The sequence below is a fragment of the Pedobacter aquatilis genome (genome assembly GCF_030409415.1).
In the GTDB taxonomy this organism is placed as follows: domain Bacteria; phylum Bacteroidota; class Bacteroidia; order Sphingobacteriales; family Sphingobacteriaceae; genus Pedobacter; species Pedobacter aquatilis.
Genome location: NZ_JAUFPW010000003.1, coordinates 24,387 through 41,956, shown reverse-complemented (window position 1 = coordinate 41,956; position 17,570 = coordinate 24,387). Strand labels below are relative to the sequence as shown.

12 protein-coding genes are annotated in these 17,570 nt (G+C 34.9%); 10 read left to right on the top strand and 2 right to left on the bottom strand.

The genetic code is table 11. The annotated features are described in order from the left end of the window. Positions 1-316 precede the first annotated feature (316 nt). The 4 genes from clpB to QWY86_RS00440 all read left to right on the top strand — a co-directional run bounded on the left by clpB (position 317) and on the right by QWY86_RS00440 (position 8,905). A complete protein-coding gene (gene clpB / locus QWY86_RS00455; RefSeq protein WP_290237471.1) occupies positions 317-2,914 on the top strand; it encodes an ATP-dependent chaperone ClpB in 2,598 nt (865 codons plus the stop codon). Positions 2,915-3,008: 94 nt separating this feature from the next. Then, positions 3,009-5,543 (top strand): hypothetical protein, encoded by a 2,535-nt coding sequence (locus QWY86_RS00450; RefSeq protein ID WP_290237469.1) that lies wholly within the window; start codon positions 3,009-3,011, stop codon positions 5,541-5,543. A gap of 85 nt (positions 5,544-5,628) precedes the next feature. Beyond that, positions 5,629-8,154, top strand: a complete 2,526-nt coding sequence (locus QWY86_RS00445) for a hypothetical protein (protein WP_290237467.1) — start codon at positions 5,629-5,631, stop codon at positions 8,152-8,154. Between the two features lie 235 nt (positions 8,155-8,389). After that, a complete protein-coding gene (locus QWY86_RS00440) occupies positions 8,390-8,905 on the top strand; it encodes a DUF6646 family protein (RefSeq protein WP_290237465.1) in 516 nt (171 codons plus the stop codon). A 24-nt stretch (positions 8,906-8,929) separates the two neighbouring features. Here the strand turns inward: QWY86_RS00440 and QWY86_RS00435 are convergent, their stop codons facing one another. Then, entirely contained in the window at positions 8,930-10,129 is a 1,200-nt protein-coding gene (locus QWY86_RS00435) for an MFS transporter (RefSeq protein WP_290237463.1), read from the bottom strand. A 92-nt stretch (positions 10,130-10,221) separates the two neighbouring features. Here QWY86_RS00435 and QWY86_RS00430 point away from each other — a divergent pair, with 92 nt between their 5' ends. Both QWY86_RS00430 and QWY86_RS00425 read left to right on the top strand, forming a co-directional pair. After that, the gene (locus QWY86_RS00430; RefSeq protein ID WP_290237462.1) at positions 10,222-10,779 is read left to right on the top strand and encodes an NADPH-dependent FMN reductase; all 558 of its coding nucleotides are present in this window, start codon (positions 10,222-10,224) and stop codon (positions 10,777-10,779) included. A gap of 310 nt (positions 10,780-11,089) precedes the next feature. Continuing rightward, positions 11,090-11,692 (top strand): outer membrane beta-barrel protein, encoded by a 603-nt coding sequence (locus QWY86_RS00425; RefSeq protein WP_290237460.1) that lies wholly within the window; start codon positions 11,090-11,092, stop codon positions 11,690-11,692. Between the two features lie 1,021 nt (positions 11,693-12,713). On the opposite strand, the gene QWY86_RS00420 is transcribed toward QWY86_RS00425, so the two are convergent. Then, a complete protein-coding gene (locus tag QWY86_RS00420) occupies positions 12,714-14,366 on the bottom strand; it encodes a M28 family metallopeptidase (RefSeq protein WP_290237458.1) in 1,653 nt (550 codons plus the stop codon). A gap of 210 nt (positions 14,367-14,576) precedes the next feature. Here QWY86_RS00420 and xerA point away from each other — a divergent pair, with 210 nt between their 5' ends. The 4 genes from xerA (at position 14,577) to QWY86_RS00400 (ending at position 17,557) form a co-directional block, all read left to right on the top strand. After that, positions 14,577-15,620, top strand: a complete 1,044-nt coding sequence (gene xerA, locus QWY86_RS00415; protein WP_290237456.1) for a site-specific tyrosine recombinase/integron integrase — start codon at positions 14,577-14,579, stop codon at positions 15,618-15,620. 136 nt (positions 15,621-15,756) lie between these two features. Continuing rightward, entirely contained in the window at positions 15,757-16,380 is a 624-nt protein-coding gene (locus QWY86_RS00410) for a hypothetical protein (protein ID WP_290237454.1), read from the top strand. 196 nt (positions 16,381-16,576) lie between these two features. Continuing rightward, on the top strand, positions 16,577-17,380 hold the full coding sequence (locus tag QWY86_RS00405; protein ID WP_138731237.1) for a hypothetical protein: 804 nt from the start codon (positions 16,577-16,579) through the stop codon (positions 17,378-17,380). Further along, positions 17,381-17,557 carry a hypothetical protein gene (locus QWY86_RS00400; RefSeq protein WP_290237449.1) on the top strand — a complete coding sequence of 59 codons (177 nt, stop codon included), beginning with the start codon at positions 17,381-17,383 and terminating at the stop codon, positions 17,555-17,557. The last annotated feature ends 13 nt before the right edge of the window (positions 17,558-17,570 follow it).

The window sequence follows — 17,570 nt, the reverse complement described above, 5'->3', positions numbered from 1 at the left end:
AAAGCCTGGTGCAACAACCCTAATAATTGGTCTCAAGAAATTCTATAACATCTATCTAGGATTCGAAATCCAAAAGGATGTGGGTACACGGTAGGATTGCAGCGGCATCCCGAATTTCTCGGGATATAGCAGAAAGCGGGACTGCTGAATCAAAAAAGGTACTGGGATTGCTTTCCAAATCTTAAAACACGACAAATTTTCAGGATAAATAACTAATTACCAGCAATTTAGTCATTAAAAACAATTTAAGTAAGACAAAATTTCCGATTTAGAAAAGCAATTTGCCGATGGCATTTGTTTTGATTAAAACGGTTATATGAACTTCAACAATTTTACAATAAAAGCCCAGGAAGCAATTCAGCAGGCTTCTGAAATAGCGCAAGGCAATCAGCAACAAGCTATTGAAACGGCACACCTTTTAAAAGGTTTGCTTACTGTTGATGAAAACGTAGTTTCTTATGTTTTAAAGAAATTAAATGTTAACCTAAGTACATTAAACCAAAATTTAGATGCAGAAATCGCAAAGTTCCCGAAAGTAAGTGGAAGCAATGTTTATCTGTCATCGAATACAAATAATGTTTTACAAAAAGCGCAATCGTTTTTAAAAGAATTTAAAGATGAATTTGTTTCTGTTGAACATCTTTTACTTGGAATTTTAGCCGTTAATGATAGTACCTCGAAGTTGTTAAAAGAACAAGGTGCTACAGAAAAGGATCTTAAAAAAGCCATTACAGAATTACGCGGAGATAATAGGGTAACCGACCAAAATGCCGAAGCAACTTATCAGGCTTTAGGCAAATATGCCCGTAATTTAAACGAATATGCCGAAAGTGGTAAACTCGATCCAGTTATTGGTCGCGATGAGGAAATACGCAGGGTGATTCAAATTTTATCTCGAAGAACTAAAAATAACCCGATTTTAATTGGCGAACCCGGTGTTGGTAAAACCGCTATTGCCGAAGGTATTGCATTTAGAATTATTAAAGGCGATGTACCCGAAAATTTGAAAAGCAAAACCGTTTACTCGCTAGATATGGGTGCTTTAATAGCAGGTGCTAAATACAAAGGCGAATTTGAAGAACGTTTAAAAGCCGTTGTTAAAGAAGTTACGCAGAGCGATGGCGACATCATTCTATTTATTGATGAGATACACACTTTAGTTGGTGCAGGTGGTGGCGAAGGTGCAATGGATGCTGCAAATATTTTAAAACCTGCTTTAGCTCGTGGCGAATTACGTGCAATTGGTGCCACAACTTTAGATGAGTATCAAAAATATTTAGAAAAAGATAAAGCTTTAGAACGTCGTTTCCAAAAGGTTATGGTTGAAGAGCCGGATACTCAAGATGCGATTTCTATTTTGCGTGGTTTAAAAGAGCGTTATGAAACCCATCACAAAGTGCGCATTAAAGATGAAGCCATAATTGCTGCTGTAGAAATGAGTCAGCGTTATATTGCCGACCGTTTTTTACCAGATAAAGCCATCGATTTAATGGATGAAGCGGCATCTAAACTTCGTTTGGAAATGGATAGCGTACCAGAAAATGTTGATGCTTTAGACCGTGAGATTATGCGCATGGAAATTGAGCGTGAAGCCATCAAGCGTGAAAAAGACGATAAAAAGGTTAAAGAACTAACAGAAGATATTGCAAACCTTTCAGCAGAGCGTGATGAACTAAAAGCTAAATGGCAAGGCGAGAAAAATCTGGTAGACAACATTAACAATCAGGTTGAATTGATTGAGCAATATAAACTTGAAGCCGAACAGGCCGAACGTGCCGGGGATTATGGTAAAGTTGCTGAAATCCGTTATGGTAAAATTAAAGAAGCGCAAGATACTTTCGACAGGCTAAAGGCAGATTTAGAAAATCAGCAAAGCGATAGCAGAATGCTTAAAGAAGAGGTTACCGCTGATGATATTGCAGGCGTAGTTGGGCGTTGGACAGGTATCCCGGTTACGAAATTAATTGCAAGTGAACGCGAGAAATTGTTGAATCTTGAAGCTGAACTACACCAACGTGTTGCCGGGCAAGATGAAGCGATTGAAGCGATTTCTGATGCCATTCGTCGTTCTCGTGCAGGTTTACAAGATAAACGCAAACCAATTGGCTCATTCATTTTCTTAGGTACAACTGGCGTAGGTAAAACCGAATTGGCTAAAGCGTTGGCAGAGTTTTTATTCAACGATGAAAATGCTTTAACTCGTATTGATATGAGTGAATACCAGGAACGCCATGCAGTTTCAAGGCTAATTGGTGCGCCTCCGGGATATGTGGGTTATGATGAAGGCGGACAATTAACTGAAGCGGTTAGACGTAAACCATATTCAGTGGTATTGTTAGATGAAATTGAAAAAGCACACCCAGATGTATTTAACATTTTGTTACAAGTTTTAGATGATGGACGTTTAACCGATAATAAAGGTAGAACGGTAAATTTCAAGAATACCATTATCATCATGACTTCGAACATCGGTGCGCATTTAATTCAGGATAACTTCAAAAACCTGGATGATGACAACCGTGATGAATTAATTGCAAAAACTAAAAACGAGTTATTTGAAGTTTTAAAACAAACGATTCGTCCGGAGTTTTTGAATAGAATTGATGAACTGATAATGTTTACACCGTTAAACCGCAGCGAAATCAGAGATATTGTTTCACTTCAGTTTAAACATGTTCAACAGACGTTAGCAGAGATGGGCATAGAAATGGACGCATCAGCAGAAGCTTTAGATTGGTTAGCTCAGCTTGGTTACGACCCTCAATTTGGTGCTCGTCCGTTAAAAAGAGTGATTCAAAAACGAATTTTAAATGAGCTTTCTAAAGAAATACTGGCAGGCAAGGTTGATAAGGATAGCAAAATAAAACTCGATATGTTCGATAATAACTTTGTGTTCTTGAATCAGAACGCTTAAATGAAATAAACGATTTGTAAAGAGGCTGTTAGATAACAGCCTCTTTTTTTTTAACTAAAAAATAAGTTGTACTTTGGAGTTACATCCAAATATTATGAAAGCGCTCAAAACCCTATTTGTTTTATTATCAATACTTTCATTTTCTAAGAGTTTAATCGCTCAGCAACAAGCATTCAGCACAAAGTTTATTAAAGATTATGACAGTGCAAGCAAAGTTGCCCCAAGAGAAAAATTATATGTACAGCTAGATAGAACCATTTATTCTCCTCAAGATACATTGTGGTTCAAAGCTTACTTAACAGATGCAAAATCACATACTTCATCAAAAATAAGCGGACTAATTTATTTTGAAATGTTAGATAGTAAGGGAAACCCGATGCAAACCATTTGCCTGCCAACGGCTATGGGCATAACTTGGGGAGGATTTGCATTAAAACCTGAGCTATATAAAGACAGTCATTACACTTTTAGAGCTTACACTAATTGGAGTAAAAATTTTGGCGATGATTATATATTTAAGCAAAACATCCAGATTGTGGATTATGTTGAACCAGAATCCTTGACAGATGAAAAAAATATACCCCAAACTATTGCAAGCACATCAAACTCAAAAAAACAAAGTCCTAAGGAAATAGATGTTCAGTTTTTGCCCGAAGGCGGAAACATACTTACAGAAATTCATCAAAAAATTGCATTTAAAGCGATTGATTATAACGGATTTGGCAAAAAAATTAAAGGTACTATAATTGATTCCAAAGGAAATATGATAACTCCATTCGAATCAAATGATAGAGGGATGGGTTATTTTACCATGTTCGCAGAACCAAACGAAAGTTATTCTGCCAAGTTTGATAGTGTTGAACCGATAAAGAACATAAATCTCCCCTCCTCAAAAAATTCGGGCACATCAGTTCAGCTAAATAATTCTTATCATTCAGATTCTGTTGCCGTACATATTAATATAAAAACTCAGCCTCAAGAGGTATTTTTAATTGGGCAAAGCAGGGGGATAATTTGCTTTATCGCCAAGTTAAATGCCGGTGTAAAATCCAAAACGATAAAAATAGCGAAATCACTTTTTCCAACTGGTGTAGCACAAATTCTTCTGGTCGATATAAATAAAAAACCACTGAATGAAAGGAGCTTTTTTATTTACAGAAATGATGAATTGAAGATAAACCCAATTTCTTCATTAAGCAGGTATACTTTAAGGGATAGCATTAATATAGATTTAAGTGTTTTAAACCAATATAAAAAACCTGTTGAAGGTAGCTTTTCGATTGCTGTAACGGATGATACACAGATAAAAAAGGACAGTTTAAATTGGAATAACATTTTTGCCCACATGCTATTAAATTCTGATTTAAAAGGAGAAATTGAATCACCAGGCTATTACCTTCAAAATTATAATGAACAGAAGCATAACGAATTAGATGCACTTTTGCTAACGCAGGGATGGGTTAATTACAATTGGGATTTATCTAAAAAGCCAATTTTTGAGCCTGAGAAAGATTTTACCATCAGCGGGAAAGTTACAAACATGACAAATAAGCCAATAGATAAAGCTCAGATTTTACTTTTAGGCACAACAAAACAGTTATCAATTGCAAGTACCACAACAAATGCCAAAGGAGAATTTTTATTCCAAGATTTTACGCCCATGGATAGTGTTTCATTCGTACTTCAAGCTAAAAATTCGAAAGGCAAAGTTGGAACATTAAATATAGAAGTTAATGATTTTAAGCGCCCGCCATTTTTACCATTAGCTGTGAAAAAAAATTATATCGATAATCCAGTTGAAAAAGTTGCTATCGACAGCCTGATTGCAACTAAAAAACAGGAAAATGATATCGCCTTTAAAAGTGGAATTAGGCTAAACGAAGTTAAAATAATCGGAAAAAAAACTGTCAGGGATTCCAAAAACCTAAATGGACCGGGAAATGCAGATGTTATTTTAAACGAAGAAGATTTAGAAAGGGTACCAAAGAAAACTTTGTATGATTTGATTAAAGAAAATGTTAAAGGGTTTAGGGTTAATGCAGAAGGTAAGATTTTACCAAGAATTCACTTCTTTGCTGTTGATGAAGAGCCTTTAAGCTTAATCATTGATGGGGTAAATATTAAATTCTTTTATGAAAAAATTGATGCCAGAAACGGTAAAGAATACCTCTCTTTTATGAAGAGTTATATGGATTTATACAAGGCTGAGGATATTAAAGGCATTGAAGTAATGATTTCAAATAAAAACACGAATAATTACATTAATGAATATACTGATCCATTTACAACATCAAACACGGCATTTGTAGAAGTAACAACTAAAAGTGGTTATGGTCCGCATCTTAAACAGGCTGATAATATGTTTAAGTACAAACCACCAACTTACGGAGATAATAAAACTTTTTACAGCCCGAAATATACTGCTGCAAATAAAACCAATCCAAAACCAGATTTCCGTACAACAATTTATTGGAATCCAAACTTAATGACTGATAAAAACGGCAAGGGCAATTTTTCATTCTTTTCTGCTGATAAGAAAGGAACTTATACCGTATGGATTGAGGGTACAGATTTTGACAGCGGTTTTGGATTTAAAACGATGACTTTAAATATCGGTGATAAAAAATAACTTGTTTGTAAAGAGGCTGTTAATCAACGGTCTTTTCTTTATTAGCTAAAATATATTTGTATTTTGGAGTTACATCTCAATGCTCATGTCTAAATTGCTTTATTCCTTCTTTTGCTTGATAATCCTTTTAGGTAGTTACAGCAATGGATTTTCGCAGACTTTAACCGAAAATGATAAGCAAATCTCCAAGCGATACGATAGTTTACTTAAAATTGCTCCCAGAGAGAAAATCTATGTTCATCTAGACCGAAATACCTTTGTTCCGCAAGATACATTATGGTTTAAGGCTTATCTTATTAATGCCAATACAAATGGTTTTTCTAAAATAAGTGGTTTAGTATATTTTGAAATAATTGATGCAAATGGCACAATTGTTCAAACCATGAGCATGCCAACGGCGATGGGCATAACCTGGGCCGGATTTGCTTTAAAACCAGAAATCTATAAAAAAGGAAATTATACATTCAGGGCTTATACCAACTGGATGCAAAATTTTGGACAAACCCATATTTTTTCGAAATCATTTAAAATATTAGATTTTTTACAAGAAGAGCAAATTTCGGAAGTTGAAACCACGAAGAAAGCAAAAGCCATAAAAACTGTAACATCAGTTCCTGAAAATCAACAGCAAATAGATGTTCAGTTTTTGCCAGAGTCTGGTGCTTGGTTAGCCGATAGAAACCAAAAAATGGCTTTTAAAGCCATAAATGCAGATGGTAAAGGCATTAAAATAAACGGAGCAATTTTGGATTCAAAACAACAACTCATTACAAATTTTAGTTCTAACGAAATTGGTATGGGTTATTTCGAAATGATTCCGGCAGCAAATGAAGTGTACACCGTAAAAATTAATGAATATCAAAACCTAAAAAGATTAAACTTTCCCAAAGCAACTTCACAAGGTTCTTATTTTAGGTTGTTCAATAATTTCAATACAGATTCTATTAGCATTCAGGCTTACGCAGATTTGCCAGAACAAGTACTAACTATAATTGGTCAGTTAAGAGGGAGCATTTGTTTTCAGGCACAAATTAAATCAAAGAAACAATATCGTCCTTTTAAAATTGCTAAATCATTTTTCCCGACAGGTGTTTGCCAGATTTTGCTGCAAAATGCTAAAGGTCAAATTTTAAATGAAAGGAGTTTCTTTATAAATCATCAGGATGAAATAAAAATTGAGGCAACTCCGCAGGCAACAGTTTATAATATTAGAGATAGTATTTCGATAAATTTAAACACAACAGATACAAACAAAAAGCCTGTTTCTGGTGCATTTTCCATTTCAGTTACCGATGATAATCAAATCCAAAAAGACAGTTTAAATGATGAAAATATTCGCTCGTACTTTTTATTAAGCTCCGATTTACATGGAGAAATTGAAAAACCAGGCCATTATTTTCAAAATTACAATGAAGATAAGCATAATCAGTTAGAAGCCCTCATGCTTACACAAGCCTGGGTTAGCTACAACTGGAATGAAACTAAAAAACCACTGTTTAAAGCAGAAAAGGATTTTAGCATCAGCGGTAAAATAACCAACCTTACAAACAAGCCCATTAACAATGCGAAGATTATTTTAATGGGTTTAAAAAAGCACGCCACAGTAATTGATACCGTTACCAATGAAAAAGGAGAATTTGTTTTTGAGAACTTCCCGGCTTTAGATAGTGCTTCCTATGTTATACAAGCTAAAAATTCGAAAGGAAAATCTGGAACCTTAGGTATTGAGTTAAATGAATTTAAAAATGCTCCATTTTTATCAAGATTAAAAAAACAAACACTTGAAACCGCTCAGGATTTAGACATTTTAAGCCAACAATTTATAGCAATTAAAAATGAAGAATATAAGGTTGCTTTTAAAAGTGGAATTAATTTAAGGGAAGTTAAAATTATTGGAAAGAAAATCATCAAAAGCTCTAAAAATTTAAATGGAGCGGGAAATGCAGACCAGGTTTTAAACGAAGAAGATTTGGATAAGGTTGCAAAGAGAACTTTATTAAATGTTTTGAAGGATAATGTAAAAGGTTTCAGACAAGGATTTAATAAGGCAGGTAAAGGTGGGTATTATATAAACTTCAGCATTTTCAGGTTAATTATTGATGGTATTGATGTTGATTTTTTTTACCAACCATCAGGTGCTTCCAGTAATGAATATGTCGATTACATCAATACCTATCTCCTATACTACGCTGCAGAAGATATAAAAGGCCTGGAAGTTATGGCATATCCAAGATATAGCAATAGCTATCGTTCAAAATTTCAACATCCATTAGATGATAGAGATTTTGCTTACGTGGAGGTTACAACAAGAACTGGTGAAGGACCGTTTGTGCGCAAATCTGCTAACATGTACAAATTCAAACCTCAGTTTAGCTATGGAGATAATAAAACATTCTACAGCCCAAAATACACTTCAAAAAATAAAACTGATAAAAAACCTGATTTCCGGTCAACAATATTTTGGTTACCCAACCTTGTTACCGATGATAATGGCAAAGCTAACTTTTCTTTCTTTTCTGCTGATAAAAAAGGAAGTTACACCATTTGGATTGAAGGTGCAGACATGGATGGAAACTTTGGTTTTAAAGCAATTAAATTAAAAATAAATTAACTTATATTAAATAGTTATTCAATTTAAACTAAGCAAAATAACCAATGCATCATGTTTTAAGATTTACACACTAACTTGAGTACAATTTTCTTTAATCCACCTGTAATCCCGCCAAATATTTTTTGGCCGGGATTTTTTTATGCTGAATTAATCCATCACCTAAAGCTCAGCCCACAACCAAAAGTTGTAAAAGTTTATTAGCTTTGCCCTTTTAAAATTATTTATTCAATTAGAAATGAAAAAGATTATTACAAGCTTATTATTATTAGCAATAGGTTTTACGCAAGCAAATGCACAGATTGATGCTTACAAAGGGAAAGACGATTTGAGGTATCAGATTGGTGCAAGTTTTCAAAAATGGGGAACCGGAATTGTTACTTCATTAGATTATGGAGTTGGACCAAGTTTTTCCATTGGCACACAAGCAGGCTATATTTTGGGTGTGAAGGAATTTGCAGGCATCGATAAACCAGGCTTTGGCGATAGATTTGACCTTAAAGCAAAATTTAATGCCAATTTAGGTAGCGTAATTGGTTTACCTTCAAATGTTGATGTTTATCCGGGTTTAAACCTTGGTTTAAAAAACTTCGGTGGACATGTTGGTGGCAGAGTATTTTTTGCAAAAGGTTTTGGTCTTTTTGCTGAAGCTCAGTTTCCAATTGCAAGATATAACGCTGATGCCATTGGCTATGAAAGATTAAACAATCAGTTTACAGTTAACGCAGGTGTTGCCTTCGATTTAACTAAGTAAATACCAAAAATCATCCCTACCCTATTATTTCTTCGTTTCTATAATAGGAAGAAAGCCCGTTAACAAGCCAATTAAAGGTAGAAATGCACAAATATTAAAAACATATTCAATGCTCGTATTATCTGCGAGTTTACCTAATAAGGCCGAACCAATACCACCCATCCCAAAGGCAAAACCAAAAAATAAGCCTGCTACCAATCCAACCTTACCCGGAATTAATTCTTGTGCATAAACCAATATTGCAGAAAATGCAGAGGCTAAAATCATCCCGATAGGAACAATTAAAATGCCTATCCAAAATAAATTAGCATGAGGAAGTAAAAGTGCAAATGGCGCCGTACCTAATATCGATGCCCAGATTACATACTTCCGCCCTATTTTATCTCCAATTGGGCCACCTAGTAACGTACCGGCAGCAACAGAGAATAAGAAGATAAAAAGATATAGCTGCGAAGTTTGTACTGAGACGTGGAATTTGTCAATCAAGTAAAAGGTAAAATAATTGGTTAAACTCGCCATGTAAAAGTATTTTGAGAAAATCAGCAATAATAAAATACAAACGGAGAATATGACTTTACCTCTTGAAAACTGATTAACAACCGCTTGAATATTCGCTTTCTTACTTCTGGATAAAACAAAGCCTTTATACCAATTACCAACATAGCTTAAAATTACGATTGCCAATAATGCAATTGCAGAAAACCAGATAACGCTGATTTGTCCGTAAGGAACAATTATCCAGGCGGCCAACAAAGGGCCTAAAGAACTTCCGGCATTACCACCCAATTGAAATACAGATTGAGCTAAACCTCTTTTCCCACCAGATGCGGCATGAGCCATTCTTGAAGCCTCAGGATGAAATATAGAAGAACCAATACCGATTAAGCAAACCGAAATAAGCATAGTGTAAAAATGTGTAGATTGAGATAGCGTAATTAAACCAATCAGCGTAAAGCCCATACCGGTAGCTAAAGAATATGGTTGTGGTTTTTTATCAGTATATAAACCAACAAAAGGCTGTAAAAGCGATGCTGCCATTTGAAAGGTAAGTGTAATTAAGCCAATTTGTGAGAAGCTTAAATGGTAACTTGTTTTTATTATTGGATAAATTGCAGGTATTAAAGATTGTATGGTATCGTTTAATAAATGCGAAAAACTTAAAGCAAAAAGAATTGGAAAGACTGTTTTTTCGACTATCGATTTTGCGGAGGATGATTCTATCATAAAATAAGTACTTAATGCAAATGTAAACAATTACGCATTTTGGTTTGTAGATTGCATTAAAACTTTTAAATAGTTTATTAGGTTACAATAAGATGGAAAAGAATAAAAAAATAGTTGGCTTATGCGGAAGCCTTAGAAAAGGCTCTTACAATGCAAAGCTTTTAAAAATTGCCGGCGATTTATTACCAGAAGGAATAGAATTCCAAATTATATCATTTGATGATGTTCCGGTTTATATTGCAGATATTGACCTGCCCGAGGTAAATGAGCGACCAGAATCTGTTAACAAATTTAGAGAAGCGCTTGCTGCTGCAGACGCATTCATAATCTCTTCGCCCGAATATAACTTTTCCATTCCTGGTGGATTAAAAAATGCCATTGATTGGGCTAGTCGTGGCAAAGATTCCCCTTTAATGCACAAACCTGTGGCATTAATTGGCGCAACACAAGGTATGTGGGGAACTGTTAGAATGCAAACCGCATTTCTACCCGTTTTTACATTTTTAAACATGAATCCTGTTTTACAGCCCGAAGTTTTAATTGCACAAGCACAAAGTAAATTCGATGAGAATGGAGAATTAACAGATGATAAAACGTTGAACCTTATAAAAAGAAAGGTTGAAAACCTCGTTTCTGCCTGCCATGTATAATTTTGTTTTTGGCAGTTCAAACTGCCAAAAACACTTTCAAAAAACCTGACATTTATACAAAAAAAGTCAGATTGTCAATTCCTGACAGTTACCGAAGTTAATCAATCGATTAATTTTTAGTCACAACAAAATAATATTGATTTAACATCAAAATTATATCTGTTTATTAATAAACAAGTTAGCTATAATCTGATTTTTTAATGACTTTATTAATGTTTTTTGGCACAAGTGTTGACTTTTATCCAAATATAGTCAGAAGTTAAAAAAGTAAAAACTGGCTATTTATTAAAACAAATAAATAATAAAAAAGATGAAAAAACTATTATTATCATTAGTAGCAGTTGCAGGTTTAGTGTACAGTGCTAATGCACAAACAGAAAAAGGAAAAGTAATTTTAGGCGGTAGTGTTGGTTTCAATTCAACTAAAGTAGAAGGTGCTCAGAAATCAGATGTGAGCTTTAACATTATTCCTAGTGTTGGTTATTTTGTAGGCAACAACTTTGCAATTGGTACAGGTGTTGGTTATCAATCAGATAAAGAAGTTAGCCGTTTAATTCAAAACGAAGCATTTGTTGTTGCTCCTTTCGGTCGTTACTATGTTGGTTTATCAGATCAGTTTAAGTTCTTCGGTCAGTTATCAGTACCAATGGCTTTCGGTTCAAATAAAGTTGTTGCTCCAAATGGCGATACAGGTGCTAAAGTTGCTTCTACTACATCAATCGGTGTAAATGTAGCGCCAGGTTTCGCTTTCTTCCCAACTAAAAGAATTGGTATCGAAGTTTCAGTTAACGGTTTAGGTTACCAAAATTTTCAAGCTAAAAACGAAGCAACTGGTGCTAAAGCTACTACAAACTCTTTCGGTTTAGAAGCTGATACATTTGCTCCAAAATTAGGTGTAATGTTTCACTTTTAATCAGCAGTAAATAAATTCAACAATGAAGCCACAGATTAGCAGATTCATTTCTGTTAGCCTGTGGCTTTTTTTCTCTAACTAAAATCAAGAAAAATATTAGCAAATCTATGGCTAAAAATAGTTGCCACGGAAACACTGAATACACGGAAGTCATTTTAACAAATAATGGCAAAAAAAATAATGTAATCTGTAAATCTGTGGCTAAAAATAGTTGCCACGGAAACACTGAATACACGGAAGTCATTTTCACAAACAATGGCAAAATAAAATAATCTAATCTGTAAATCTGTGGCTAAAAATAGTTGCCACGGAAACACTGAATACACGGAAGTCATTTTAACAAACAATGGCAAAAAAATAATGTAATCTGTTAATCTGTGGCTAAAAATAGTTGCCACGGAAACACTGAATACACGGAAGTCATTTTAACAAATAATGGCAAAAAAATAATGTAATCTGTAAATCTGTGGCTAAAAATAGTTGCCACGGAAACACTGAATACACGGAAGTCATTTTAACAAATAATGGCAAAAAAAATAATGTAATCTGTTGATCTGTGGCTAAAAAATAGTTGCCACGGAAACACAGAATACACGGAAGTCATTTTCACAAACAATGGCAAAATAAAATAATCTAATCTGTAAATCTAGGGCTAAAAATAGTTGCCACGGAAACACTGAATACACGGAAGTCATTTTAACAAATAATGGCAAAAAAATAATGTAATCTGTTAATCTGTGGCTAAAAATAGTTGCCACGGAAACACTGAATACACGGAAGTCATTTTAACAAATAATGGCAAAAAAAATAATGTAATCTGTAAATCTGTGGGTAAAAATAGTGCCACGGAAACACTGAATACACGGAAGTCATTTTAACAAATAATGGCAAAAAAAATAATGTAATCTGTTAATCTATGGCTAAAAATAGTTGCCACGGAAACACTGAATACACGGAAGCCATTTCAACAAATAATGGCAAAATAAAATAATCTAATCTGTAGCTAAAAAATAGCTAAAAACTACTTCTTATCCCTTATTGCCTTAAACTCCGAGCCTTCTTTCCATTTCGGATAATGACTTTCGTTGCTCAATTTATACCCTAAATCAAACACCAACCGAACATCCTCTACAATACCAGATAAATCCCATGTTTTAGCATCAAAATTATCTTGTGGCGAATGGTAACGGTTTTTGGTAAAATCGGCTACTTGCTTCAATCCCCATTCCCTGCCGTTTTTTACGTTATCTACACCAGAACCTGTAAAAAGCGATGGTACACCAACTTTTGCTAGGTTAAAATGGTCAGATCGGTAATACAAACCCGATGATGGAACCGGATCTGGTACAATTACCCGATTTTGCTTTTTAGCAGATGCGGCAGCATAATCCTCCAACTCCGATTGACCAAAACCATAAACCACAATATCCTTTGTCTTTCCGGCAAGCCCCATCATATCCATATTAATATTTGCAACCGTTTTCTTTAGCGGAAATACAGGATGCTTTGCATAATATTCAGAACCTAGCAAACCCTGCTCCTCTGCTGTGTAAGAAATAAAAACAATACTTCTTTCTGGCGCTTTCGGTAATTTTTTAAATGCAGATGCAATTTCAAATAATGAAGCCACGCCTGTTGCATTATCAACCGCACCATTATAAATAGAATCGCCCAAAACCTTTTCACCAACACCTAAATGGTCCCAATGTGCCGAATAAATAATGGCTTCATCTTTACGTTTATCGCCAGGAATTATAGCAATAACATTATGAGTAACCGATTTTTTAATTTTATTCTTAACCGTAAGCGAAGTGGTCGATTTCAAATCAACAGCCTTAAACTCCTTTTTACGGGCACTGGTTGCCAAGACCTCAAAAGATTGACCGCCCAATGCAAATAACTTTTTCGCCACATCCAAACCAATCCAACCCTCAACAATAGTTCTGTTCATGCCATTATCTGGTGCTTGCAGCTGGAGTTTCGATTTAGACCAACCACTTCTAACCACTGTCCATGGGTAAGCTGCTGGTTCGGTATCATGCACAATTAAAACACCAGCGGCACCTTGCCTCGATGCCTCTTCAAACTTATAAGTCCAACGACCGTAATAAGTCATATTTTTGCCTTTAAACAGGGTAGAATCTGCAAATCCAGGGTCGTTAATTAAAACTACAACTGTTTTGCCTTTCACATCAAGGTTTTTATAATCATTCCAGCCATATTCTGGCGCAACAATTCCGTAACCTGCAAATACCAATGGCGAATTTATAATGCTGACCTCCTCCTGCACCCGGCGAGAACCAGCAACAAACTCTGTTAGATAATTTAAAGAAAGTTCCTTTCCATTGCCTTTAAAAATCATTTTATCTTCAGGAACAGACTTTATCTCAACCATTGGTACTTCCTGAAAATAGCTATCGCCATTTCCGGGTTTTAAACCAAGTTTTTCAAATTCTGCTTTTAAATAATTTATGGTTTTGGTTTCGCCATTGGTGAAGGGTTTTCTGCCTTCCAGGCTATCGGCTGCAATAACCGATAAATATTGGGTTAAGCTCGAATCGTTAATTGCTTTAATAGCTAAGGAATCTGGTGCATCGGCAGTAGTTTCAGCATTTTGTGTACAGGCCGTTAAGCCAATTGCTAAGGCAGAAATGTAAAATAAGGTTTTCTTCATAAAAATAAGTTTAAACCGTAATTTATAAATTTTTGGCGATTTTAATCTGTAAAATGATTTGAAGCGCAATAACAGAAGCCTCTATTTATGTTAGTCCCGCTATACATTTCAAGTCCTCTCCCGAAACAAGTTCGGGCTCCGGGCTTTTCATTTCTATCGGGGCTAATTAACAAAGTTTTCGTTAAATTAGGTAAAGCATCTATAACGCCTATGTATAACACAAAGCTAATAAAGCATAAAGGAGAAAACAGAATTGCCGTATATTTCGAAAAAAATGAAGCGCTGATTAACAGATTTAAACAACTGTCGGGCGCTAAATGGAGTAATTCGCTTAAAGTTTGGCATTTACCAAACAACCTAACGTACAGAAAACTATTTAAAATAGAACCAAAACAAAAAAGTGATAAAAACAATTTAGAAACTGCAACGCAGATAAATGAATTTATTTGTTGGCTAAAAAGCAAACGTTACAGCGAAAACACCATTAAAACCTACACCGATGCTATAAACGTGTTTCTAAATTATTTTACCGATAAAAGTTCTACTGCAATTAATAATAATGATGTTATAAATTTTACTAACGAGTATATATTAAAGAATAATTTATCAGCATCGTACCAAAACCAAATAGTTAATGCAATAAAATTATTTTTTAGCATTGTTCATAATACGGTTATAGATATTTCAAAAATACATCGCCCAAAACATCAAAAAACATTGCCCAATGTTTTAAGCAAAGAAGAGATAAAGGCCATTTTAAATGCACATGTAAATATCAAACATCGTGCAATGCTAAGCTTAATTTATGCCTGCGGACTTAGAAGAAGTGAGCTTTTAAATTTAAAACCTTTGGATGTAGATAGCAAACGTTGCATTTTAATAATAAGGCAGGCAAAAGGAAAAAAAGATAGAATTACGCCTTTATCTGAAAAAATTTTAATGCTGCTACGAGCGTATTATAAATTTTACCGACCTGAGAAATGGTTATTTGAAGGGCAAATAGCTGGTGAGCAATATTCTGAACAAAGTTTACAAAGTGTTCTAAAGCAAGCTTTAGAAAAAGTAGGACAAAAAAAACCAGTTTCTTTACATTGGCTTAGGCATAGCTTTGCCACGCATTTGTTGGAGGCGGGAACTGATTTGCGCTACATACAAGAACTCTTGGGACATAGCAGTAGTAGGACTACAGAAATTTATACCCACGTAAGTACTCAAAGTATTCAAAAAATTAAGAGTCCGTTTGATGATTTATAGTAGTATATTGTGATACATTTTTACCATACAAATACAACTTATAGTTGTATAATTTGTACTATATTGTGAGCTATATAAATAAGTTACCAGCAATGCTAAATGGACGACCACACAATAAAAACATTTGACTATGGGAATGGACATCAATATTTATACAAAAGGGTTTTCGGCTGACTTGATACCCAAAATCAAAAAACGATTTGCAGACTTTCACATGGACATTGAGTTCCATCCTGAATTTAAGTTTGACGAACAGACAGACACCGGCTTTCTACCAATAAAATTGAAGGTGCGTCCTGGACACTCAAAGCAGTATGACAACATTGACTATGAAATTATGACAGGCTTTGAGCTCCTATTCAGCGACTTTAACTTTGACGAAGAATTAAAAAACGCTCAACAACAAGCTGCACCGACTGAGAGCAAATCTTTTTTATCAAAACTTTTTGGCGGTAGTAAATCGGTAAATCAGACAGAAGAAACTTTTGTAGCTGATAAAGACCTTGACAAACTACTCAAACTATGTAAAAAGGATGTGATGCTTAACTGGAAATCTTGGAACAAAAGCGAATTAAGAATTAGTTTATTCTTCGCAGCTATTTTAGCGGAGTTGACCGACGGAGTTATTTACGACCCACAGAACGGACGCTATTTAAACGGACAACAAGCGTTGCATACATTTCCGTTGGAGATTGATGACTATGAGCAGTCTTTTGTCACGGACGAATTTATGGTTGACAAATTTGAAGGATGGGTATGACAGAGAGAAAAGCACATGCTGGTAACAGCACCTACACGCAAGGCGGGGTTTCGTGCCTCGCAGACACATTGGTGCAAGCCGAAAGTTCAGTTCTCCGAACAAACTTTAGTGCTAAAATTCCCGCCCTGCGTGTAGCTGCAAAACGTTACCTGCCATTTTAATGAGACACTGCATAAACATAATAACACTGACAATAATGTTTGGACTATTTGGATGTAAAGACAACAAAAAGAAAGATTTTGTATTTGACGAATTCAAATCTCAAATAGAAAGTAACGGAATGAAAATCGACTCTGTTGATGAAACAGGACTTATTTATATTTCACAAGGAGAAATGACACTTAAAGTAAGTTTGGACAATGTGCGAAGAAACTACGACCGAGATAAAGATAAAAGTCATATTTCTGACCTAGTGCAAACTTTGGTTTCTTACTCAATTGAGCTTCCTAAAAATTGGGAAGACGCAAAAGACGAAATTTACATTTCACTTTTTCCAAACGACCACGACTTTCAAGAGTTTTTACACGCTAAAGTAACAGATGAATTTAGCAAAGTGTATGTTTATAGCGGACAAGACAAGCTTACTTGGATAACTAAGGACGACTTGAAAAAATGGAATATTACAGAAACCGAAATTGACATTCAGGCTAACAATAATGCTGACAAATTACTTAAAACAACACCAATTACTTTTGACACAATTGAAAATCGAAAACTTGGATTAATAGAAGTTGAACATACAACATTAAAAGGTGCTTTACTCTTTGCACCGACAATGAAAGAGAAAATTAAGACAGACTTTGGATTTCCTTTTTATGCTGTAATTCCTGTGAGAGATTTTTGCTACATTTTTTCCGAGAAGGACTTTGAATTCTTTTCAGGTAGAATTGGTAAAGTAGTTGTTGACGAATACAAACAATCAGGTTATCCAATAACGACAGAAATATTAAAATTTACAGACAATGGAGTTGAAGCGGTTGGAAAATATCCGGTTGAATAAATGAAAGCAAAAGAAAAACGGCAGGTAACAGCAGTTTGGCAAAATGGCGGGTTCAGTGCTAAATTCAACGGCAGTTCTTCGATTGAACTTTTGTGCAAAAGTGAAAGTAAGTGCTTCGATTTCCGCCACTTCGCCAAGCTGCAAAACGTTAGCGGCAAGCATAAACATACACCCTAAAAATCAAGACAAG